At 42.8% G+C, this 22,254-nt stretch carries 14 protein-coding genes, 10 tRNA genes, 3 rRNA genes, 1 pseudogene and 1 riboswitch; of the genes and pseudogenes, 5 read left to right on the top strand and 23 right to left on the bottom strand.

Annotated features, from left to right (window positions below; genetic code table 11):
- Window positions 1–8: 8 nt before the first annotated feature.
- The 9 genes from mvk to ACZ42C_RS16300 form a co-directional block, all read right to left on the bottom strand.
- Complete coding sequence (mvk, locus tag ACZ42C_RS16340) at window positions 9–968, bottom strand: mevalonate kinase (protein ID WP_461181540.1); 960 nt, start codon at window positions 966–968, stop codon at window positions 9–11.
- Window positions 965–2,254, bottom strand: a complete 1,290-nt coding sequence (locus ACZ42C_RS16335) for a hydroxymethylglutaryl-CoA reductase, degradative (protein ID WP_461181539.1) — start codon at window positions 2,252–2,254, stop codon at window positions 965–967. The genes mvk and ACZ42C_RS16335 overlap by 4 nt, the downstream gene beginning before the upstream one ends.
- A 424-nt stretch (window positions 2,255–2,678) precedes the next feature.
- Window positions 2,679–2,754 (bottom strand) — tRNA-Lys (locus ACZ42C_RS16330).
- Between the two features lie 610 nt (window positions 2,755–3,364).
- The gene (locus ACZ42C_RS16325) at window positions 3,365–4,603 is read right to left on the bottom strand and encodes an IS4 family transposase (protein WP_461183818.1); all 1,239 of its coding nucleotides are present in this window, start codon (window positions 4,601–4,603) and stop codon (window positions 3,365–3,367) included.
- Between the two features lie 218 nt (window positions 4,604–4,821).
- Window positions 4,822–4,896 (bottom strand) — tRNA-Gln (locus tag ACZ42C_RS16320).
- Window positions 4,897–4,906: 10 nt separating this feature from the next.
- Window positions 4,907–4,991, bottom strand: a tRNA-Tyr gene (locus ACZ42C_RS16315).
- 44 nt (window positions 4,992–5,035) lie between these two features.
- A tRNA-Thr gene (locus tag ACZ42C_RS16310) sits at window positions 5,036–5,111 on the bottom strand.
- A gap of 298 nt (window positions 5,112–5,409) precedes the next feature.
- Window positions 5,410–5,485, bottom strand: a tRNA-Val gene (locus ACZ42C_RS16305).
- Between the two features lie 6 nt (window positions 5,486–5,491).
- A tRNA-Glu gene (locus tag ACZ42C_RS16300) sits at window positions 5,492–5,563 on the bottom strand.
- 283 nt (window positions 5,564–5,846) lie between these two features.
- On the opposite strand from ACZ42C_RS16300, the gene fabI reads away from it, so the two are divergent.
- From fabI to ACZ42C_RS16285, 3 genes are all read left to right on the top strand, one after another.
- The gene (gene fabI, locus ACZ42C_RS16295) at window positions 5,847–6,623 is read left to right on the top strand and encodes an enoyl-ACP reductase FabI (RefSeq protein ID WP_461183741.1); all 777 of its coding nucleotides are present in this window, start codon (window positions 5,847–5,849) and stop codon (window positions 6,621–6,623) included.
- 127 nt (window positions 6,624–6,750) lie between these two features.
- Window positions 6,751–7,314, top strand: a complete 564-nt coding sequence (locus tag ACZ42C_RS16290) for a hypothetical protein (RefSeq protein WP_461183740.1) — start codon at window positions 6,751–6,753, stop codon at window positions 7,312–7,314.
- A 101-nt stretch (window positions 7,315–7,415) separates the two neighbouring features.
- Entirely contained in the window at window positions 7,416–8,135 is a 720-nt protein-coding gene (locus tag ACZ42C_RS16285; protein WP_461183739.1) for a YwaF family protein, read from the top strand.
- A gap of 240 nt (window positions 8,136–8,375) precedes the next feature.
- On the opposite strand, the gene ribH is transcribed toward ACZ42C_RS16285, so the two are convergent.
- The 12 genes and pseudogenes from ribH to ACZ42C_RS16225 form a co-directional block, all read right to left on the bottom strand.
- Window positions 8,376–8,840: a 6,7-dimethyl-8-ribityllumazine synthase gene (gene ribH / locus ACZ42C_RS16280; RefSeq protein ID WP_461183738.1), complete on the bottom strand. Its 465-nt coding sequence runs from the start codon at window positions 8,838–8,840 to the stop codon at window positions 8,376–8,378.
- Window positions 8,841–8,878: 38 nt separating this feature from the next.
- Window positions 8,879–9,493 (bottom strand): annotated as a pseudogene (gene ribB, locus ACZ42C_RS16275) (3,4-dihydroxy-2-butanone-4-phosphate synthase); the annotation flags it as partial.
- Window positions 9,494–9,550: 57 nt separating this feature from the next.
- A complete protein-coding gene (ribE, locus tag ACZ42C_RS16270; protein ID WP_461183737.1) occupies window positions 9,551–10,153 on the bottom strand; it encodes a riboflavin synthase in 603 nt (200 codons plus the stop codon).
- A 240-nt stretch (window positions 10,154–10,393) separates the two neighbouring features.
- Window positions 10,394–10,544: riboswitch (FMN riboswitch) on the bottom strand.
- A 376-nt stretch (window positions 10,545–10,920) separates the two neighbouring features.
- Entirely contained in the window at window positions 10,921–11,823 is a 903-nt protein-coding gene (gene thpD / locus ACZ42C_RS16265; protein WP_461183736.1) for an ectoine hydroxylase, read from the bottom strand.
- 248 nt (window positions 11,824–12,071) lie between these two features.
- Window positions 12,072–12,144, bottom strand: a tRNA-Thr gene (locus ACZ42C_RS16260).
- A 20-nt stretch (window positions 12,145–12,164) separates the two neighbouring features.
- Window positions 12,165–12,239 (bottom strand) — tRNA-Asn (locus ACZ42C_RS16255).
- A gap of 101 nt (window positions 12,240–12,340) precedes the next feature.
- A 5S ribosomal RNA gene (gene rrf / locus ACZ42C_RS16250) occupies window positions 12,341–12,456 on the bottom strand.
- Between the two features lie 123 nt (window positions 12,457–12,579).
- Window positions 12,580–15,498: ribosomal RNA gene (locus ACZ42C_RS16245) — 23S ribosomal RNA — on the bottom strand.
- Between the two features lie 301 nt (window positions 15,499–15,799).
- A tRNA-Ala gene (locus ACZ42C_RS16240) sits at window positions 15,800–15,872 on the bottom strand.
- 14 nt (window positions 15,873–15,886) lie between these two features.
- Window positions 15,887–15,963, bottom strand: a tRNA-Ile gene (locus ACZ42C_RS16235).
- Between the two features lie 96 nt (window positions 15,964–16,059).
- Window positions 16,060–17,625: ribosomal RNA gene (locus tag ACZ42C_RS16230) — 16S ribosomal RNA — on the bottom strand.
- The 16S, 23S and 5S rRNA genes sit together here with 4 tRNA genes alongside, the layout of an rRNA operon.
- Before the next feature lie 428 nt (window positions 17,626–18,053).
- Window positions 18,054–18,275 (bottom strand): hypothetical protein, encoded by a 222-nt coding sequence (locus tag ACZ42C_RS16225; protein WP_461181445.1) that lies wholly within the window; start codon window positions 18,273–18,275, stop codon window positions 18,054–18,056.
- Between the two features lie 308 nt (window positions 18,276–18,583).
- Here ACZ42C_RS16225 and pdaB point away from each other — a divergent pair, with 308 nt between their 5' ends.
- Window positions 18,584–19,342 carry a polysaccharide deacetylase family sporulation protein PdaB gene (gene pdaB, locus ACZ42C_RS16220; protein WP_461181446.1) on the top strand — a complete coding sequence of 253 codons (759 nt, stop codon included), beginning with the start codon at window positions 18,584–18,586 and terminating at the stop codon, window positions 19,340–19,342.
- Window positions 19,343–19,465: 123 nt separating this feature from the next.
- Here the strand turns inward: pdaB and ACZ42C_RS16215 are convergent, their stop codons facing one another.
- Window positions 19,466–20,155, bottom strand: coding sequence for a KinB-signaling pathway activation protein (locus ACZ42C_RS16215; protein WP_461181447.1), 690 nt, complete (start codon window positions 20,153–20,155; stop codon window positions 19,466–19,468).
- 277 nt (window positions 20,156–20,432) lie between these two features.
- Between ACZ42C_RS16215 and gerD the strand changes: the two genes are divergently transcribed.
- On the top strand, window positions 20,433–21,080 hold the full coding sequence (gene gerD, locus ACZ42C_RS16210; RefSeq protein ID WP_461181448.1) for a spore germination lipoprotein GerD: 648 nt from the start codon (window positions 20,433–20,435) through the stop codon (window positions 21,078–21,080).
- A gap of 49 nt (window positions 21,081–21,129) precedes the next feature.
- Here the strand turns inward: gerD and ACZ42C_RS16205 are convergent, their stop codons facing one another.
- The gene (locus ACZ42C_RS16205; protein WP_461181449.1) at window positions 21,130–22,188 is read right to left on the bottom strand and encodes an Mrp/NBP35 family ATP-binding protein; all 1,059 of its coding nucleotides are present in this window, start codon (window positions 22,186–22,188) and stop codon (window positions 21,130–21,132) included.
- Between the last annotated feature and the right edge of the window lie 66 nt (window positions 22,189–22,254).

Here is a 22,254-nt window from a genome sequence, read left to right as displayed (position 1 = left end):
AACTCTCATTATTTTTTCTTTAACACAAATGGCCATACAGCATGTGCACCAATTTTCCTCAGTCTATCTGCAAGCTGTTTGGAATGGACCTCATTCTGCGCAAGTGCAATAATGCAGCCGCCATTCCCGCCTCCTGTTAATTTTGCACCTAAAGCCCCTTCTTGTTTGGCAAAATATATCAGTTTATTAAGACCAGCATCACTTACTCCCAATGCCTCCAGCTCTTTTTGGGCTTCATCCAGCATCTGGCCTAAAATATGCTTCCCTTTTCGCTCCAGAGCATGCTTGGCCTGATGAGTCAGTTGCCCGATTCTTTCCAGTTTGCGCTGAACCCGCTTTGGCGCTGATTTTAATAAACTTGTTACGGATTCTACAGCCAACCGTGTATCCCCGATCCTGCCGGAATCCGCCACTACAAAATGGAATTCATCACTCAAATCGATAAATTCAATCGGCTGGTCTTTTTCATACCATACCGGACACTCGGACGTAATCGTCAGTGTATCAATCCCGCTTGGGGCTCCATGTGCAAATGTCTCTGCAATATTCGCAAGGTTTAATAATTCATTTTCACTATAGTCTCTGTTTGCATAGGCAAATAAAGACCTGACTACTGAAATGGCAACAGAGGCACTTGAACCAAGGCCTTTTCCCGGTGGAATGGAGGAATTAATGCGAATCAGCATATCTTTGCATGGTAAGTCAAGATACTCTGCAGTCCCTTTAATACAATCCACAATGCCATTTAATGATTCCGGCGTATGATTCAATGGACCATGATAAAAGCTACTGTCAATCTGCACGTTCCCCGGCACATGTTCCACTGCGGATTCAACACCAACCAGCGGAAATGGAATAGCAATCGCAGGCTGTCCGTGTACAACTGCGTGCTCTCCAATCAAAATTAATTTACTATGAGCTATACCTATAGCTGTTTTTTCTGTGGTTGTCGCTTTTTCTGCACTCATTTTGTATACTGTGCCACCAATTCTTTAGCTTTTCCGACACGGATCTCTTTTGTTTCAACTAATTTTTCTGCAATGATATCGATCATCTCCCCTGAAGCCCCTGCTGCGATCGCAACAGAGCGAGAATGTAATGCCATATGACCTTTTTGAATACCTTCCGTTGCTAATGCTTTTAACGCCCCAAGATTTTGTGCCAGTCCTACAGCTACGATGACTTGTGCCAGATCATCCGCTGATGAGATATCAAGCATTTTGTAAGCAAGTTTCGCAATAGGGTGAACCCTGATCGAACCGCCAACTGTTCCTACAGCCATCGGCAATTCAAGTTCTCCAACAAGGTTCCCACTTTCATCTGCATACCAGGTGGTCATGGAAGTGTATTGACCGCTTCTGGAAGCGTAGGCATGTGCGCCTGCCTCCACCGCCCGCCAATCATTGCCTGTTGCAATAACCACCGGGTCAATCCCGTTCATAATTCCTTTATTATGCGTGACAGCACGATATGGGTCAGACGCGGCAAATTCATATGCATGGACTACTCCGTCACGCACTTCTTCACCGCTGAAATCACCGGTTTCCAGAAGCTCGGGCGGAATGACACATTTTGCTCTCGCCAGACATTTATCGGCATAATTCGATAAAATTCGCAAGTAAACCTTGCCCTCTGTTAACTCCTCAACTGTTGGTGCCAAAGATTCAAGCATGGTATTAATGATGTTTGCACCCATAGCGTCACATGTATTGATATAAAGATGCAAAATGAGCATCTGACTATAGACTGAAGTTGCTTCTTCATTCAGTATGCGCACTTCCAGATCCTTTGCTCCGCCGCCCCTTGCCACAATACTTGGATATGCGGCATTGGCAGCTTCCAGTAAAGCTTCTTTTTTATGAAGCAAGTTCTCTTTGGCCTTTTGGAAATCATCACAGCCCACCACTTGGATTTGACCAATCATCATTCGTTCGGTTGCCTCTGTTTTAAAACCTCCGGCATCCCTGACTATTTTAGCGATGTGGCTGGCTGAAGCAACGATGGATGGTTCCTCTACAGCCATGGGTACTGCATATTCTTTCCCGTTTATTAAAAAGTTTAATCCTAATCCCAAAGGAAGCGAATAGGTGCCAATAACATTTTCAATCATTTTATCGGCTGTGTCCGTGGATAATGATCCATCAGATTTTAGCGCATCCAATTCCTCTTCCGTAAAGGTATACATGTCAGTCAATATATCCCTTCGCTCTTGAATGCTCATATTGTAAAAGCCCGGGATTCTGGAAGTATTCATACAATATCATCCTTTTGTCCATCAATATTATACTATAAACTACGTATCATTGTGATATTTTAGGTCTTTTGTACTGTAAGAGATAAGAAATTCTTACCTGCATAAGTGCAAGTCTTTAGGAAGCTGCTTTTTTGCTCACGCAGCTGGAGTGCATACCGTTGCTGTGTTAAGGCTTTAGCCAAAGCTCTACCTATTTTCCAGTATTTCTAAAAAAGCAATATACGCTCTAAGGAATCCTTTTAGCGGTATGCTGAATTTTATAATACACTTTATTATAACATGTTTGGCCAGGTTATATTTTATAAATTTTTTCTGTAACTATTATGTTAAAAAACAGGGTAAAATGCAAATAAACAAGGCTGATTTTATGTACGTCTGCCTTGTTTACTGATGTTTACTTCGGTATGTTATTTTATAGGGCATATGGTGAGCCATGGAGGATTCGAACCTCCGACCCTCTGATTAAAAGTCAGATGCTCTACCGACTGAGCTAATGGCTCTCGTTATTTTAAAATTGGGTTTAAGTAAAATTTGCTCTCGTTATTTACAGTTGGGCTCGTCGTGTTGCAAGCTTATCCAGTGATGAAGCACTCCTCGCAGACCTGCACATAGAAGCAATTTCAATGTAGCATGCGGCCTGCTCGACCCCTGCATCTGCAAGCTTATTCTATGATGTAAATGCTTCGGGGTTACTCGATGATTAATCGGAAGATGTAACGCTCGTTGCTCTACCGACTGAGCTAATGGCTCTCGTTATTTTACAACTTAAAGATTGTCAAAGAACTGATATATCTTAAGTGAACCTCACCAACTAAATTACAGACTTTGGAGGTTCTACATCGTTGAATTCTTCTTCAAGTTGATTAATCGCCCAACCTTTATTATGCAATTACCCAAACGGGTGTCTTTCAAACTTATATTTTCAATGATCTTTTATGGAATATCATTAGCATTGCATAAAACCTAAAAATTAAAGTCAAGCAAAGATTTCATAAGTAACATTAATATGATGCAATATTCTGACTGCACCTCATTCCGAACAGTGAAAAAAAGTTAATACAGGAATAAGTGTAGTCCTTGTCAGATAATTTGAATTATATTAAAAAGTAATTAAAATAAAGGATCAAACGTTAAATCGTTTAAATGACTCACCTCCTCAAGTGCAAATTGACGCTCTATGAACTTAAATTCTCTCTCCCAACGATTTGCTCGCCGTCCTTTTGACGTGCGTTCAGGCTTTCTAAAGAGGGAACGAATGAATTTATCCAGTCCTTCAAATAAGTTGGTTTGCAACTTTCGGTGTACGTCTAATAATGATCCTTTATGATGTAAGTTTCGCTGCATTAAAAGTTCTAAACAGTATGTAATGAGCGCAATCCAGATTTGATTGTAAACGGCATTCTCGCTTTTTCCGTAGAATGTTTTCAGGTGTAAATGCTGTTTCATCCATTTGAAAAAGGTCTCTATTTTCCATCGGTAGCGATACAAGTCACCAATCTCATTAGCGGAAAGATGGAAGCAGTTTGTGATAATGATAACCGTATTACCTTCACTATCTTCTGTTTCAATTAACCTTAATGATCTAGTCATTTGGTTTTTTCCTTTTCCTAAGATAACTTTCTGGTCCTTAAATATGAGAGAGTCTGGATTTGCCTCATATTCTTGAAGTACTTTTACTTCAGCGTTCTTTTTCAACCGTGTAATAAAACGAACTTTTTCCATGCAAAGCTTATCAAATTGTTTGTAATCGTTGTAACCCCGATCAAATAGATAGACAGCATCAGGTACGATTTCAATAAGTTCATTCATCTGTGTTCGATCTGCATGCTTGGCTGGTGTAAGTACACCACTATCAGGCAATACCATGTCTTTTGTAACAACTACCTGAAGATGAAGCCGAACGCCGGCTTTTGTTTTACGGAATGTTGCCCATGGATATTGCGTCAGGGACATACTCATCGTTGTCGAATCAATGACATGAAGTCTTGAGATTTGTTGAGAAATAGGCTGCCCTTTCTGCCGAGCATGGATGTTAAAAACAAGATGGTGAAAGACCTTCTCAAAAACTTTTGGTGATAAAGCTCCCAGCTTCCTTGAAAGTTGAGAGGTGCTAATATCAAATCCCATATGGCGGTTTAATTTGTCATCATCTTTCACCTTTTGGGTAAGGTGCGCTAAACTATCAACCTCATTTATGTGGGCTATGATAAGCAACTGTAAAAATTTATGAGCTGTCAGTTTTTTAACGTACTTATCAAGATCGATCACATTGATTAATTTCGTAAAAGTTTGTTCGTTTATTATCTTTAATAATTCATTTATTGTTGTTTTTGTGTTATCCTTGTCCATGTGATGCTCCTTATAATTAGGGATTTGGACAAGAACTACTACCCTAATTATAAGGCTTTTTTTATGCAATTGTAAGTATTATTACCTATATTGGGAATATTTTTTACTAGATGTAATGCTTGACAAAATGGTTGATAAATTAATGCAATGCTAATGATGGAATATAAAATGGAAGTAATGTATGTATGGAGGAAAAAAAGTCCTAAAATCAAAAAAAGTGGCTGGGCTACTAGGATTCGAACCTAGGATACACGGGATCAAAACCCGATGCCTTACCGCTTGGCTATAGCCCAACAATATGGATGGTGGAGGGGGAGAGATTCGAACTCCCGAACCCTGAGGGAGCGGATTTACAGTCCGCCGCGTTTAGCCACTTCGCTACCCCTCCATATTGTTAACCTATAAATTGACTTTTATTCAATTAATTTCAAGTGGTGCCGGCCAGAGGACTTGAACCCCCAACCTACTGATTACAAGTCAGTTGCTCTACCAATTGAGCTAGGCCGGCAAATAAAATGTTTAAGTTAAATTTAATTATTCATGTACTTTCAGTAATGTTCGTCGTGTTGCATGTTGGTTTGGTGATGCGGCACTCCTCGCAAGCCTGCACCTGGATGCATTTCGATGATGTAAGCGGCGGTTACCCCTGCTTCTTCCAGTTATTTCAACGAAGTTAATGCATCGGGGTTACTCTTAGCTTACTCGGCAGAAGATATGCTCGTTGCTCTACCAATTGAGCTAGGCCGGCAAATTAGAATGTGAAGTTATACTTGCACTTTGATCAATATGACGCATCTCCATCGACATGGTGGAGGATGCAGGGCTCGAACCTGCGACCCCTTGCTTGTAAGGCAAGTGCTCTCCCAGCTGAGCTAATCCTCCATGTGATGACCCGTACGGGATTCGAACCCGTGTTACCGCCGTGAAAGGGCGGTGTCTTAACCACTTGACCAACGGGCCGTATGATTGCAGTGTTTTGACTTAATCTGCCTCAAACCGACGAATTTTATTATACCTAGTTCCTATCAATTTGTAAAGGGAAATTTTCATTTTTTATGTCGCAACTGCTAAATTCCTGTCACAAACGGATTAGCAGGATTTTTCTTACTTAAAAAATACCCATTTGATTATACAAATAATCATCTTTATTATAAAAATAGATCCACTTTTAACGAGAGTTTTGTGAAAGCTCATAATAGGTTATAATGAACAAAAGATATAGTTGTAAAGGGGATTGGTACTGATGGAGAATTTATTAAGAGGAAAAAATATTGTAGTGATGGGTGTTGCAAGTGACAGAAGTATCGCATGGGGTATAACTAAATCCTTACATAAGGCAGGTGCCAACCTGATTTTCACCAATAGGCAGGAAAGATCCTATCAAAAATTAACTAAACTGCTGGACAAAAATAATATGGAGGCAAAATTGATTGTATCTTGTGATGTGGCGAGTGATGAGAGCATTCAACATGCTTTTGCCGAAATCAAGGAAAAAGTTGGCACCATTCATGGTGTCGTACACTCCGTCGCATTCGCAAATCGGGAAGAACTGAAGGGCGAATATGCGGATACATCCAGAGAAGGCTTTCTGCTTGCACAGGAAATCAGTGCCTTCTCTCTAGTCGCAGTAACAAAAGCGGCAAAGGAACTCATGACTGAAGGCGGCAGCATCATTACACAAACGTATCTTGGAGCTGAACGGGTCATCCCCAACTACAATGTAATGGGAGTGGCAAAGGCTTCTCTGGAAGCCAGTATGAGATATCTTGCAGAAGATATGGGCAAATACAATATTCGCGTAAATGCTATCTCGGCAGGCCCGATTCGCACCCTATCTGCAAAAGGTGTCTCCGGCTTTAACGAAAAAACAAAAATGATTGAAGAAAAAGCACCGTTGAGACGGAATATTGACCAGGATGAGGTTGGAGATGCGTCATTATTCTTTATTAGTGACCTTTCCCGCGGTGTGACGGGAGAAGTGCTTCATGTCGATTCAGGTTACCATATTATTGGCGGATAGACAGGCAGTGCCATTATAAGAGCAGTACTCTTATAATGGTTTTTTTTATGCGTATTAATATACAACTGTATATTTTCCTTAAACATGAAGAAAATAAGGCATACTTACTATTTAAGGGGAATTTAAGATGCAGGAAGAACAAACTGAGCTGCTCAGAAACATCCGCTCCATAAAAAAACAACTATCAGAACTGGAAATAGACTATTGGCAATCCTATTCAAGTTTGGGTAATTGGCAATTTTGGGTTGTGATTGTAATGGTTTTGGTTCCTTTATTGATTTTATTTTTTTCCATTGATAGAAAAAAGGCGTTGCTTATTGGTTTTTTTGGTTTTAATTATCATACATGGTTCCAATATACGGATTCCACAGGGATAAAACTGGGATTGTGGGAGTATCCGTACCAAATTATACCTTTTCTTCCAAGTTTTGCTTTAGACGCAGCGTTCGTTCCTATTGTTTTTATGCTGCTTTACCAGTGGACGTTGAAACATCATAAAAATGTGTACCTGTATGCCATCCTCCTATCAGCAATCCTGGCATTTATTCTCAAACCCATGCTGGTAGCCTTTAACCTGTTTCAAATGTATGAGTGGGTAAACTATTTTGTTTTATTCGCTTTTTATTATTTATTCTTCCTTATATCAATTGGGATTACAAACATATTTATATGGCTGAAGAAAAAAGCTTAAAATTCATTTCATTCCAAACACCATTTATGATGGTGTTTTTCTGTGCTTCCATGCTACTATAAAAAGAACAGACAAATCAATGCAAAGAGGGGTGACCTGCTTTGGAAAGATGGTTTGGCGGCACAGCAGAAGATCAGTTTGTTTTTTTCAGCACAAGTCACATCTTTATGATTATCCTTTATGTCGTTGCATTAACTGCACTTTTATACAGCTTTAAAAAATTTGCAGTAAAGCCGTATCTTTTAAACATATTCAGATGGTCGTTCGCAGCCTTCCTTATATTATCGGAAACAACCTATCAAGTCTGGATGGCGGTTAATGATATGTGGCATCCCGGGCACAGCCTCCCGCTCCAAATTTGTACGCTGGCAGGCATCATGGCCATCATTGGTTTGATTACGCGTAATAAAAGTATCATGATTTTTACTTTTTTTATAGGTTTTATTCCGGCGGGATTGACCATTATCACCCCGGAACTGTCTTTTGATTATCCACACTTTCGTTACTGGCAATTTTTCTTGTTTCATATCATTTTATCCTGTACCAGCCTTTATTTTATATTGGCACATAAGGTTACAATTACGTTTAAAACTACGCTCAAGGCATTTATGGTTTTACTTGTATACGCCTTCTTTATCGGTGTGTTTATTAATCCAATGTTTGGCGGCAATTATTTATTCCTGTCTGATTCTCCCGCAAATGAAACGTTAATTAACTTTCTTGGGAGCGGCATGATGTATATTACTAATCTGGTTATTGTTGGATTTATCGTGTTTTTAATTTCATTTGCCATTTATAAACTGGTAGGCCAGCGGGAATAAGAAATATTTTATCAAAGCTGAAGATACAGCAGAAGTGATCTTTGTATGGAGAAGCTGACGTCTGCCCATACTTGGAAATTCTTCTGGCATCATTTTAACAAATAAATTCCCAGTACCATTAAATTACTGGGTTTTACAACGCAGATATTCTTTATTTAAAACAAAAAAAGAAGTAATTACTTGTTACCTTGTTTAAAAAGGTGGGTAATTACTTCTTTTCAGGTTGAAAAACACTATTACTTAAATCTCTTTCAAAACATTACACATTTCTACAGCCGCAGCTGCAGCTTCTGCACCTTTATTGCCTGCTTTTGTACCAGCTCGTTCCACTGCCTGCTCAATTGTTTCTGTCGTAAGCACACCAAATATAACCGGTTTGCCACTTTCCAGGGATGCATTCGCAACTCCTTTTGACACCTCACTGCATACATAGTCATAATGTGTTGTAGCACCTCTGATCACCGTACCAAGCGTAATAACAGCATCATATTCTTCCTTCATTGCCAGTGTTTGAGCAGCCAGCGGTATCTCAAATGCACCCGGCACCCAAACAACATCCATCTGCTCCTCTTTTACCCCATGCCGCTTTAATGTGTCCTGCGCACCTGTTAACAGATTTTGCGTAATGAACTCATTAAACCGGCTGACAACTACTCCTATTTGCAGGTCCGTTCCTACCAAACTACCTTGAATTACTTTACCCATGGATGTCTACTCCTTTCACAGAATGTATATCATCAGATTTTCTCTATATACTGCATCTTTTCCCGATGTGCAATTAAATCTTCAATGCTAATTAATTTTAAATTAAAAGCCGCAGCCATTTCTTTTAAGTCGGGAACTCTTGCCATTGTTCCGTCATCTTTAATGATCTCGCATATAACCCCTGAAGGAAACGATCCGGAAAGTACGGCTAAATCGACTGCTGCCTCCGTATGCCCGGGGCGTGCCAGCACCCCACCATCTTTAGCAATTAGCGGAAATACATGGCCAGGCCTTTTAAAATCTTCAGGCTTTGCATCAGCACGTGTTATAGCCTTTATTGTTTCGGCTCTTTCCCATGCACTAATTCCGGTAGTCGTGTTTATGTGGTCCACACTTACCGTAAAAGCTGTACCCAATGGATCTGTATTTTTCTTTTCCATCATAGGAAAATCCATCTTTTCACCTAATGCTTTTGTTATCGGCATACAAACAAGCCCTTTTCCATGAGTTATCATGAAATTAATTAATTCCGGTGTCGCTTTTTCGGATAATGCAAGCAAATCCCCCTCATTTTCTCTGTCTTCATCATCCACCACAATAATCGGTTTTCCTTTTTTCAAATCAGTGATTGCTTCCGGAATCGTATGAAACATTTCTATTAAACTCCTCTCATGCTGGTTGAATTTTACCACTCAATACGAATAACCAGCTTATTTCCCGGGGTGGTGTTTAAGCATATTTTGAACATATTTCCCCAGCATGTCATATTCCAGATTTACAAGATCCCCAACTTCTTTATTTCCCATTATCGTATTATCGAAGGTGTGGGGAATTAATGAGATGGTAAAAATATTATTCTCCACGTTAAATATAGTCAAACTAATACCGTCCACTGTAATCGACCCTTTTTTCAGCAGCAATTCCGAAAAATTTTCCGTCGTTTCAATATCATAATAAACAGCATTTTTCGCTCGTTCTTTTCTTATAATCGTTCCGGCTTCATCTATATGGCCGGAAACAACATGACCGCCAAACCGGTCATTTGCTTTCATAGCGCGTTCCAAGTTTACTCCTGAACCTCTGTCCAGGTTGTTTAAGGAAGTTGAGCTCATCGTTTCCGGCATGACATCAACCTGAAAAACTTCTGTAGAAAAGTCTGTTACCGTCAGACAGATGCCATTCACAGCGATACTGTCTCCCACTTTTACATCTTCCAGTACTTTTGCTGCGCTGATTAATAACTTGACCGAGTTTTCCTCTGTTTTTTCCAATTCTTTTATAGTTCCCTGTTCCTCAACAATTCCTGTGAACACAGTTACCCCTCCCGCAAATGTATATATGCATTCCTTCCTCCTACTTCGTTTTAGCAACAAAAAAACCTCTGAATTCACTTCAGAGGCTGTTAGGTACGAATTTAAGATAATAAGCACAATATATAAAATACATAAAACAGGTACACGGATACACTGAAACAACAAAAGGATACAGAAAAATAACCCTCTTGTAAACGCAACAAGTGTAACTGTCAGCACCAATCCATGCTTACTCATCTAAAATTCCTTCTCCCATCCAGACTTTAACTGTCGGTCCCGGATTTTCACCAGGTCCACCGCTTGGTTATATAACCTCACGGGTCACGGACTTAGAAGCAGCTGATGCTTCATCACCGTCGGTTGGGAATTTCACCCGACCCCGAAGGAATACTTTAAAATATTTAGTTTTCAGTATTAATATAGCATTGTTTTTTTAAAGAAACAAGAGGAGAAATTTTACTGGCAGTATCTATTCTGGAATTGCTCATTAAATGAGGTTCTGGCGCAGATCAGTTTATATACATTACTTATGGATAAGGATGTATCAGCTTTTTTACTTTAGTTGCGAGGTAAAAAGAATTACGAATCAGTAATTATCAACGGCGGAATAATAGGATGTTCGATATTGGAGTGATCTATCATGAGCGGTTTAAAAGTTATGTTTAAACCTTTATCTGTGTTTAAAAAAAGAAAAGGCTGTCCCTATGTTTGAGACAGCCGAATGTATGCCAGCATAAGAATTCCTGGGGTGAAATTCTTTTCACTTTTTATTTAGCACTGCTGTAGGATGGAGCTCCCTCCCTCACAGCAATATATTCAGGACGGGGCTTGCCGCCTGAAAATGGTTCAACCAGCTGATTTTCCACGCTATTGTATACCATAAACAAATTATTACGCGGATATGGTGTCATATTACTCGTCGAACCATGCATCGTATTGGACTCGAATAAAGTGATCGAACCCGCTTTTCCGGTTGGTACCGAAATACCTCCGCCTTGTTCGGCTAGCCAACGCAGGCTGTCATTATCCGGGACACCAAGCTTTTGCTTTTGCAATGATTTTTTATAGTTATCATCCGGCGTTTCTCCTATGCAACTAATATAATAATTTTGGGACCCGGGTATAAGCATCAGCGGTCCGTTATATGTGTAATTATCAGATAGTGCAATAGAAAGGCTGACTGCTCTCATTCGCGGCATACCATCTTCTACATGCCATGTTTCAAAGTCGGAATGCCAGTCAAATTCTTTCCCTTTAAAGCCGGGTTTGTAGTTAATTCGGGATTGATGGATATATACATCACTTCCCAGCAGATGATTTACTATGTCTAATATACGTTGGTCATTTGCTACATCTTTGAAATAATTATCATCTTTATGCACATGGAATATGGAACGGATATCTTCACTTTCCGGCTCGCGGATCACTTTGTCGGAATTCACATCCTCATTTGCATCCTGCAATTCAAAAATAGCTTTCTGCAGATCTGCAACTTCTTCTTCCGGAAAGAAGTTTTCAATTTGCAAAAAACCATTCTTTTCATAGAAGTCTAACTGTGCTGTAGTAATGGGCGCCTGATTATCCTTAGATCTTTCCGTATGAACAACAGGGTCCTTTCTTTCCAAAATTTTTGGTGTATCCCCTTTTCTTGAAGGATAAAGGTCTTTCATAATTTCGAACACTCCCTCGTCGAAAATTTTTCTTGGCAATTTGCCTGCATAAAATAATCCTCTTATACTGACATACCAATTGAAGATACCCCATATAACAATACGTACCCTGTTATTTATTAATTAAACACCTAAAATAGAAAAGTTTTAAAATTATAGGAAATTTTACCGCCTTACCATTACTAAATGTGTTATAGCATTAAATTAAAAAAACGCTCCATCCCTTAAAGGACAAGCGTTTACCTGAGAGCTTCCAGCCGGACTTGAACCGACGACCCCTTCCTTACCATGGAAGTGCTCTACCTGCTGAGCTATGGAAGCATTATATTTAAACATAAAAATGGCTCCACAGGTAGGATTCGAACCTACGACCGATCGGTTAACAGCCGATTGCTCTACCACTGAGCTACTGTGGAATATGGATAAATATAACTATATGATTACTTTATATAGTATTTCCGATATTCCTTAGCTTATTCAATTCAAGCATGTAGTAGAAAATAAATCAATAAAAACTGCCTGGCGGCGTCCTACTCTTGCAGGGGCAAAGCCCCAACTACCATCGGCGCTGGAGAGCTTAACTTCTGTGTTCGGCATGGGAACAGGTGTGACCTCTCCGCTATTGCTACCAGACATACATGTTGTCCCTAAATGGGAGACAAGACATATTATATGCATTTTCCACAAAAAATGCAAGGGTTTTTTTAACTTTATACCCTAAAAACTAAATAAGAGAAGCCAACGACATATTTTAGTTTAGTTAAGTCCTCGATCTATTAGTATCCGTCAGCTCCACGTGTCACCACGCTTCCACCTCGGACCTATCAACCTCATCGCCTCTGAGGGATCTTACTCATTTTAAATGATGGGAAGTATCATCTTGAGGGTGGCTTCATGCTTAGATGCTTTCAGCACTTATCCTTTCCACACGTAGCTACCCAGCTATGCTCCTGGCGGAACAACTGGTACACCAGCGGTGTGTCCATCCCGGTCCTCTCGTACTAAGGACAGCTCCTCTCAAACTTCCAACGCCCACGACGGATAGGGACCGAACTGTCTCACGACGTTCTGAACCCAGCTCGCGTACCGCTTTAATGGGCGAACAGCCCAACCCTTGGGACCGACTACAGCCCCAGGATGCGATGAGCCGACATCGAGGTGCCAAACCTCCCCGTCGATGTGAACTCTTGGGGGAGATAAGCCTGTTATCCCCGGGGTAGCTTTTATCCGTTGAGCGATGGCCCTTCCATGCGGAACCACCGGATCACTAAGCCCGACTTTCGTCCCTGCTCGACTTGTAGGTCTCGCAGTCAAGCTCCCTTCTGCCTTTACACTCTGCGAATGATTTCCAACCATTCTGAGGGAACCTTTGGGCGCCTCCGTTACCTTTTGGGAGGCGACCGCCCCAGTCAAACTGCCTGCCTGACACTGTCTCCGGACCGGATCACGGCCCTGGGTTAGAAGGTCCATACAGCCAGGGTGGTATCCCACGGGTGCCTCCACGTAAGCTGGCGCTCACGCTTCCAAGGCTCCCACCTATCCTGTACAAGCTGTACAGACATTCAATATCAGGCTACAGTAAAGCTCCACGGGGTCTTTCCGTCCTGTCGCGGGTAATGCGCATCTTCACGCATAGTATAATTTCACCGGGTCTCTCGTTGAGACAGTGCCCAAGTCGTTGCACCTTTCGTGCGGGTCGGAACTTACCCGACAAGGAATTTCGCTACCTTAGGACCGTTATAGTTACGGCCGCCGTTTACTGGGGCTTCAGTTCTGTGCTTCGGGTAAAACCCTAACACTTCCCCTTAACCTTCCAGCACCGGGCAGGTGTCAGCCCCTATACTTCGCCTTGCGGCTTCGCAGAGACCTGTGTTTTTGCTAAACAGTCGCTTGGGCCTATTCACTGCGGCTTCTCATGCAAGAAGCACCCCTTCTCCCTAAGTTACGGGGTCATTTTGCCGAGTTCCTTAACGAGAGTTCTCCCGCTCACCTTAGGATTCTCTCCTCGCCTACCTGTGTCGGTTTGCGGTACGGGCACCTATGAACTCACTAGAGGTTTTTCTTGGCAGTGTGAAATCGGGAACTTCGCTACTATATTTCACTCCCCATCACAGCTTGAGATTGCCAGACGGATTTGCCTGCCTGACTCTCTTGCTGCTTGGGCGCACGCTTCCATCCGTGCGCTTTCCCTATCCTTCTGCGTCACCCCGTCGTTCAAACGCTCATGAGGTGGTACAGGAATATCAACCTGTTGTCCATCGCCTACGCCCTTAGGCCTCGGCTTAGGTCCCGACTAACCCTGAGAGGACGAGCCTTCCTCAGGAAACCTTAGGCTTTCGGTGAAAGAGATTCTCACTCTTTTCTCGCTACTCATACCGGCATTCTCACTTCCAATCGCTCCACCAGTCCTCACGGTCTGACTTCTCTGCCATTGGAACGCTCTCCTACCATTGTTCGTAAGAACAATCCGCAGCTTCGGTGATACGTTTAGCCCCGGTACATTTTCGGCGCAGAGTCACTCGACCAGTGAGCTATTACGCACTCTTTAAATGGTGGCTGCTTCTAAGCCAACATCCTGGTTGTCCGGGCAACTCCACATCCTTTTCCACTTAACGTATACTTTGGGACCTTAGCTGGCGGTCTGGGCTGTTTCCCTCTCGACTATGAACCTTATCACCCATAGTCTGACTCCCAAGCAAAAGTATCCGGCATTCGGAGTTTGACTGAATTCGGTAACCCGGTGAGGGCCCCTAGTCCAATCAGTGCTCTACCTCCGGTACTTCACACTTGAGGCTAGCCCTAAAGCTATTTCGGAGAGAACCAGCTATCTCCGTGTTCGATTGGCATTTCACCCCTACCCACACCTCATCCCCGCATTTTTCAACATACGTGGGTTCGGGCCTCCTGTCAGTGTTACCTGACCTTCACCCTGGACATGGGTAGATCACACGGTTTCGGGTCTACGACCGCATACTTACTTCGCCCTGTTCAGACTCGCTTTCGCTGCGGCTCCGTGTCTTCCACTTAACCTTGCATACGATCGTAACTCGCCGGTCCATTCTACAAAAGGTACGCCGTTACGCATTAACGCGCTTCGACTACTTGTAGGCACACGGTTTCAGGTTCTGTTTCACTCCCCTTCCGGGGTGCTTTTCACCTTTCCCTCACGGTACTGGTTCACTATCGGTCACTGGGGAGTATTTAGCCTTGGGAGATGGTCCTCCCGGATTCCGACGGAATTCCTCGTGTTCCGCCGTACTCAGGATCCACTCCGGAGGAAACTCTTTTTCAATTACAGGGCTGTTACCTTCTGTGGCTGGCCTTTCCAGACCGATTCGTTTAAAGAATTTCTTGGTAACTCCAATGGAGTGTCCTACAACCCCGGAAAGTAAACTTTCCGGTTTGGGCTCGTTCCGTTTCGCTCGCCGCTACTTGGAAAATCGCTTTTGCTTTCTCTTCCTCCGGGTACTGAGATGTTTCAGTTCCCCGGGTCTGCCTCATCTATCCTATGTATTCAGATAGATGTACTGCTCCATTACGAACAGTGGGTTCCCCCATTCGGAAATCCCCGGATCGAAGTTTACTTACAACTCCCCGAGGCATATCGGTGTTAGTCCCGTCCTTCATCGGCTCCCAGTGCCAAGGCATTCACCGTGCGCCCTTATTCACTTAACTAAGCTTTACAATGAATAAGCGTCACTAATTTTATTAGCCTTCGCTTAAAATCAATCCAGCTTCAGCTCCTAGCGACTAGCGAACTTCCTTCGCCTCCGTACGATAAGTCAACATCAACTCGCTCTCGCTTGTCGTGTTTCCTTTATCTCCTTCGGTAGAATAATCAGCTAAGTTCGCCTCTTTGCGAGGCTACGCTGATCCACCCTGCTTGGCAGGGCGCAGTTCGTACGTCGCTGAACAGTCGCTTCAGCCTTTTACTTGATGTCGTTGTTACTCTTATTTAGTTTTCAAGGTACAAAAATGGAGCCTAGCGGGATCGAACCGCTGACCTCCTGCGTGCAAGGCAGGCGCTCTCCCAGCTGAGCTAAGGCCCCGTGAATTGGATAGATGGTGGGCCTGAGTGGACTTGAACCACCGACCTCACGCTTATCAGGCGTGCGCTCTAACCAGCTGAGCTACAGGCCCATCTATCAGTATGAGAAATTGCTCTCTCAAAACTGAACCAAACAACACAGTATGTTTTCATCTGACAAAGTCAGATGTTCCGTTATATATCCTTAGAAAGGAGGTGATCCAGCCGCACCTTCCGATACGGCTACCTTGTTACGACTTCACCCCAATCATTGGTCCCACCTTCGGCGGCTGGCTCCAAATGGTTACCTCACCGACTTCGGGTGTTACCAACTCTCGTGGTGTGACGGGCGGTGTGTACAAGGCCCGGGAACGTATTCACCGCGGCATGCTGATCCGCGATTACTAGCGATTCCGGCTTCATGCAGGCGAGTTGCAGCCTGCAATCCGAACTGAGAATGGTTTTGTGGGATTTGCTTGGCCTCGCGGCTTCGCTGCCCTTTGTTCCATCCATTGTAGCACGTGTGTAGCCCAGGTCATAAGGGGCATGATGATTTGACGTCATCCCCACCTTCCCCCGGTTTGTCACCGGCAGTCACCTTAGAGTGCCCAACCTAATGCTGGCAACTAAGATCAAGGGTTGCGCTCGTTACGGGACTTAACCCAACATCTCACGACACGAGCTGACGACAACCATGCACCACCTGTCACTCTGTCCCCGAAGGGAAAACTCTGTCTCCAGAGTGGTCAGAGGATGTCAAGACCTGGTAAGGTTCTTCGCGTTGCTTCGAATTAAACCACATGCTCCACCGCTTGTGCGGGCCCCCGTCAATTCTTTTGAGTTTCAGCCTTGCGGCCGTACTCCCCAGGCGGAGTGCTTATTGCGTTAACTTCAGCACTAAGGGGCGGAAACCCCCTAACACCTAGCACTCATCGTTTACGGCGTGGACTACCAGGGTATCTAATCCTGTTCGCTCCCCACGCTTTCGCACCTCAGCGTCAGTTACAGACCAGAGAGTCGCCTTCGCCACTGGTGTTCCTCCACATCTCTACGCATTTCACCGCTACACGTGGAATTCCACTCTCCTCTTCTGCACTCAAGTCCTCCAGTTTCCAATGACCCTCCACGGTTAAGCCGTGGGCTTTCACATCAGACTTAAAAGACCGCCTGCGCGCGCTTTACGCCCAATAATTCCGGACAACGCTTGCCCCCTACGTATTACCGCGGCTGCTGGCACGTAGTTAGCCGGGGCTTTCTGGTGAGGTACCGTCAAGGTGCCGCCTTATTCAAACGGCACTTGTTCTTCCCTCACAACAGAGCTTTACGATCCGAAAACCTTCATCACTCACGCGGCGTTGCACCGTCAGACTTTCGTCCATTGCGGATGATTCCCTACTGCTGCCTCCCGTAGGAGTCTGGGCCGTGTCTCAGTCCCAGTGTGGCCGATCACCCTCTCAGGTCGGCTACGCATCGTCGCCTTGGTAAGCTTTTACCTCACCAACTAGCTAATGCGCCGCGGGCCCATCTGTGAGCGGCAGCCAAAGGCCGCCTTTCAACTTCCCTTCATGCAAAGAAAAGTATTATCCGGTATTAGCCCCGGTTTCCCGGGGTTATCCCAGTCTCTCAGGCAGGTTGCCCACGTGTTACTCACCCGTCCGCCGCTCGATCCACAAGCGTCACCCCCGAAGGGGATCTGCCTGCTTCACGCGCTCGACTTGCATGTATTAGGCACGCCGCCAGCGTTCGTCCTGAGCCAAGATCAAACTCTCCATAAAAGTTTGAATGTAATGGACACCAATCCACTACCTTCTCTTAGCTTCAAAAATTGATACAGGGTTAACTAGTCTTCCTCAGCCGGACTTACGTCCGACCTCCAACTGCTTTCCTGACATCTGTTTACATACTGGTTGTTTTGTTCAGTTTTCAAAGAGCAATTAAATTGTTTGTCGTTTTTGGCGACAAGATATAATTTATCATGCCATCAATAAATTGTCAACAGGAATTTTAAAAGAAAATAAAGCACAAATAAAAACCTGTTTCACTCATTGACAACAAGAAATATAATAGCATAAACAAACAATAAATTCAACAGATCGACATGATTTTTTATTGTAAAATATATCCTTCTTATATGTGTATAGTTCACTCATCGTAGGTAGGCAGGAAAATCCTCTTTTCCTTATACAAAATGAGTGCTCATCTATTATTGATTATTGCTTCGCTTTGGCATATATTTAATACATTCCTGTTCACTTGCAACTCTTCGAAACAGTTGAAACAGCACTTGATATCGTTCCCGCATGGCTCGCTTAACCATTTGATCAATCCGGTGATCTTCCAGGTCCATTAACAATTCATCCAGTTCCCGTTTTAAAATATACTCAATTTCTTTTTGTTCCATTTCATTTATCAATAAACCTAACATTTCTTCACACCTCAAATTTCTTCTTATAGTAGTAATCATCTTTTACCCGTTATTGTTTTTTACAAACAGCTATATATAGTTATTCGAAAAAATTGTCGGAATTGGCCGGTCCCTTCTGTCATATACGGCATAAACTTACTATACCCCAAATAAGTGGTTTTTCATCCAATTTCAGCTAAAAAATTATTAATATGCATTTATAGATTAACCGTGATAAAGAACCTGTCCCCGCGTCCCCACTTGGATAGCTTGTTCTATTCTCTGTATTCATACATAGAATTTAATATGAAGGACAAGGGGGAATCGTTATGCAGCATTTTTATGTTTGGCGGTTGGAAAAGTGGAAAAGATGGAGCGTTGTCGTTGCTCTGGCATTATTTGCCGCGCTTTTCATCTGGTTTGAACGGGATGGCACTTTTTCTGTTTTTTCCACTGAGGGGCCGACGGCATTGACAAAAGGAAATGAAAATGAATCCAATATTGCATTAACTTTTAATATCAGCTGGGGAGAGGAAAAAGTATTTGATATTCTGGATGAGCTGGAAAAAGAACAAGTGCAGGCTACCTTTTTTCTAAGCGGGGAGTGGGCAGAACGCCACCCGGATATTGTAGAGAAAATTTCAGAGGGAGAACATGAGATAGGTATGCTTGGGTATCGTTATAAAAGCTATCTTGACATGGAAATAGATGAAGTTCGTCAGGATTTACGAATGGCGGAGGAAATATTTGAAAAGCTGGGTTTTGAAGAAACAAAGCTATTGCGGGCACCAAACGGCCATTTTAACGAAGAAATTTTAGATTTGGCAGAGGAGATGGGGTTTCAGGTTATTCATTGGAATGTAAATACGATGGATTGGGAGAACCCGGGCACAGATGTAATTGTGGATAGAGTGATGAACGAAACGGATAATGGAGACATTATTCTCATGCATGCTTCTGATGCGGCAAAACAAACATCAGAGGCACTGAAAACAATGCTCCCTGGCTTACAGAATAAAGGATTTACCTTTGTTACCATAACAGAGCTGATTAACCAGGCACACGCCGAGGCAAAGCTCGTGGAATAATATATAAAAATAAAGTTGGGAAGTGTAATGTAGTATGTAGTTTCCCCGGACTTCCCATACCTCAGCAAAAGTAAGAGTGGGCAAAGTCATCGTTCAACGACCTTGCCCACTGATCTTTAATGCTTATTTCTTCTTCTTTTTATCACTTTTTCCGACAGCAGTTTTTGTACCTTTCACTGACTCAAGGTCTCTGTCCCTGCCTTTACTGTGCTTTGATTTTGGATCTTCCTTCTCATTAATACGGTGTAAAGCGAGCAGCTGATAGGTGTTACAAACAAGCAGTACAATGATCATAATAATCGTGTAATCATAACCTTCCGTGCGCATACCGGGAATCCATTCGATGGTTGTAATGACTACCATGAAGAATAATGCGGGTATAAATGCACTTTTGTTCGTTTCCTTCGCCTTGATTTTTGCAACGATTATACCATAGCCGAGGATGGCACCTGACATTAATATATACCAAAACACTGATACTTCCCCGTCTGTTGCCTGATATGGGAAATACACCAAATCAAATACGACAAAAGCAATCAGCAGTATCTGTACGAGTGGCCAATAGGAGCGAAATAAACCCAGACCAAGCCGATTCAGGAATAAATAAGCAAAGAAACCGGTTTGACTGACGGCAGTAAAAACCAGTCCGACACCAGTTAAAAAGATGACTAACCCAAGCAATTCAAATGCATCAAATGGACTCAAAAACATTCGATATTCATCTGCTTTCACAAAAAAGCTTGTGATTAACCCTGTAAGGCCGCCAAGCAGTAATGTCTTCAAAAAGAAATTCACTAATTTACGGGTATTCAAGTTCTTTATCCTCCCAGTATGTATTCAAAATGTTCTCCTGGCTGAAAGAGAACCATTACATAAGAATTTATTGCGGAAAAACACCAAATAAGCAGAAATTACTTGATTGGGTGTGATTCGTCCCATAGGTATTCTAACACGAAGTTCGACAATTTTCCTTATCTGTGTGCATATTTTTTATTTTTGTCACTCATATTAAATGTGAGTAGCTTTTGTTATTATAGTTAATTTTATAGTATAGAGAATATAAATGAAACATAAGGAAAGGAGTTCCGGAATGGTTCGCTCCCTTTTAATCAGTGTAATATTCCTGTCGTTTTTTGTAATCAGCGGGTGCAATGCCGCAAATCCAGTACAGGAAGAGCAGGACTATGAACAAACGAAAAAGATGGTTGTTGACATATTACAGACAGAAGATGGCAAGAAAGCATTAAAGGAATTATTAGCAGAGGAAGAGTTAAAACAGGAGCTTGTGATGGAGTCGGAAATGGTTAAGGATTCCATCAATGAAGCACTAGCCTCTGAGCAGGCCAAGGAAATGTGGGCGAATTTATTTGAAGACCCTGAGTTCGCGCAAGGCTATGCAGAATCCATAAGCGAAGAACAGGAAAAGTTGATAAAAAATTTAATGAATGATTCGGAATATCAGCAACAAATGCTCGATTTATTGCAAAACCCGGAAATAGAGGACCAAATGTTAAGTGTATTGCGGGGACAGCAATTCCGCTCTCATTTGGAGGAAACGATCCGGCAGACATTGGAAACCCCTGTGTTTCAAGCAAAAATCCAGGAAATCCTGTTAAAAGCTGCGGAAAAACAAGGTGAGCAACAACAGGAGGGTGAAAGCAGTGAAGAAGAGTCCGGAGAGGAAGAAGAAGGTGAATCCGACGGCGGTTCCGGTGGTGAATCCGGTGGCGGATCATAAAAAGTAAAAAGAACAGGAAAAGCGGACCTTAAACAGGTCCGCTTCTATTTTAATCTTCCATTTTCGCGAGAATTTTCGAAGCAATTTTATGGTATTCCTGACCAATCGGATGATCTTCCTGATAAATTCCCGGCGCGAATTCATCTTCATCCTCATATGGCTGTTTCAGCGGCAGCTGTCCAAGCACCTTTGTTTTCAGTACTTCTGCCAGCTTTTTCCCTCCGCCTTGACCAAATACATATTCTTTTTCTCCGGTTTTCTCACTTTCAAAATAAGCCATGTTTTCAACAACACCCAGGATTTCATGGTCTGTTTTTAATGCCATTTGGCCGGCCCGGGCTGCAACAAATGCAGCGGATGGGTGTGGTGTTGTAACAATGACTTCTTTACAGGTAGGGAGCAGTTCATGTACATCCATCGCGATGTCCCCGGTACCCGGAGGCAGATCGAGAATCAGATAGTCCAGGTCTCCCCACTCCACTTCGCTAAAGAAGCTGTTGAGCATTTTCCCAAGCATAGGGCCTCGCCATATGATCGGCGAATTATCCTCTACAAAGAATCCCATGGAGATCACTTTTACACCAAAGCGTTCTACAGGAATAATTTTTTCCGCTCGGACGGCTGGACGGTTTTCAATCCCCATCATATCCGGAACGCTGAACCCGTAAATGTCCGCATCAATAATCCCTACTTTTTTACCGAGGCGCATCAGGGAAACAGCCAAGTTGACGGTTACAGTTGATTTTCCAACACCGCCTTTACCACTCGCTACCGCAATAAACTTGGTACCGGAATTTCCTCCCATCAGTGAGGATTCCTTTTCCTGCTCCACTGCGGGCTGGTATTTTCTTATAACTTCATCCGGAAGCTGCTCAAAGCGTAAACCAACCGTAGTTGCTCCATTTTTCTTCAGAATGCCGACGATTTCCTGCTGCAATTGCATTTGTTCCCCGGTATTCGTTTTGGAGATCGCAATTTTTACACTAACGTGGTTCTTGTCTTCCTTTATGGTTACTTTGCTGATACCACCGGTTTCCTCCAGTGTTTTATGTAAAAATGGATCTTTAACAGGGTTTAGCAACTGTACTACTTCATCTTTTGATAACAACTTGTGACACCATCCCTTTTTAAGCTTTGAATTTATCTTATGCCCAAAAAGGAAACCGTTATTTCC

Source organism: Virgibacillus kimchii, from assembly GCF_055379185.1.
The sequence above is the reverse complement of the archived record's forward strand: the minus strand, read 5'-3'. Positions and strand labels throughout refer to the sequence as shown.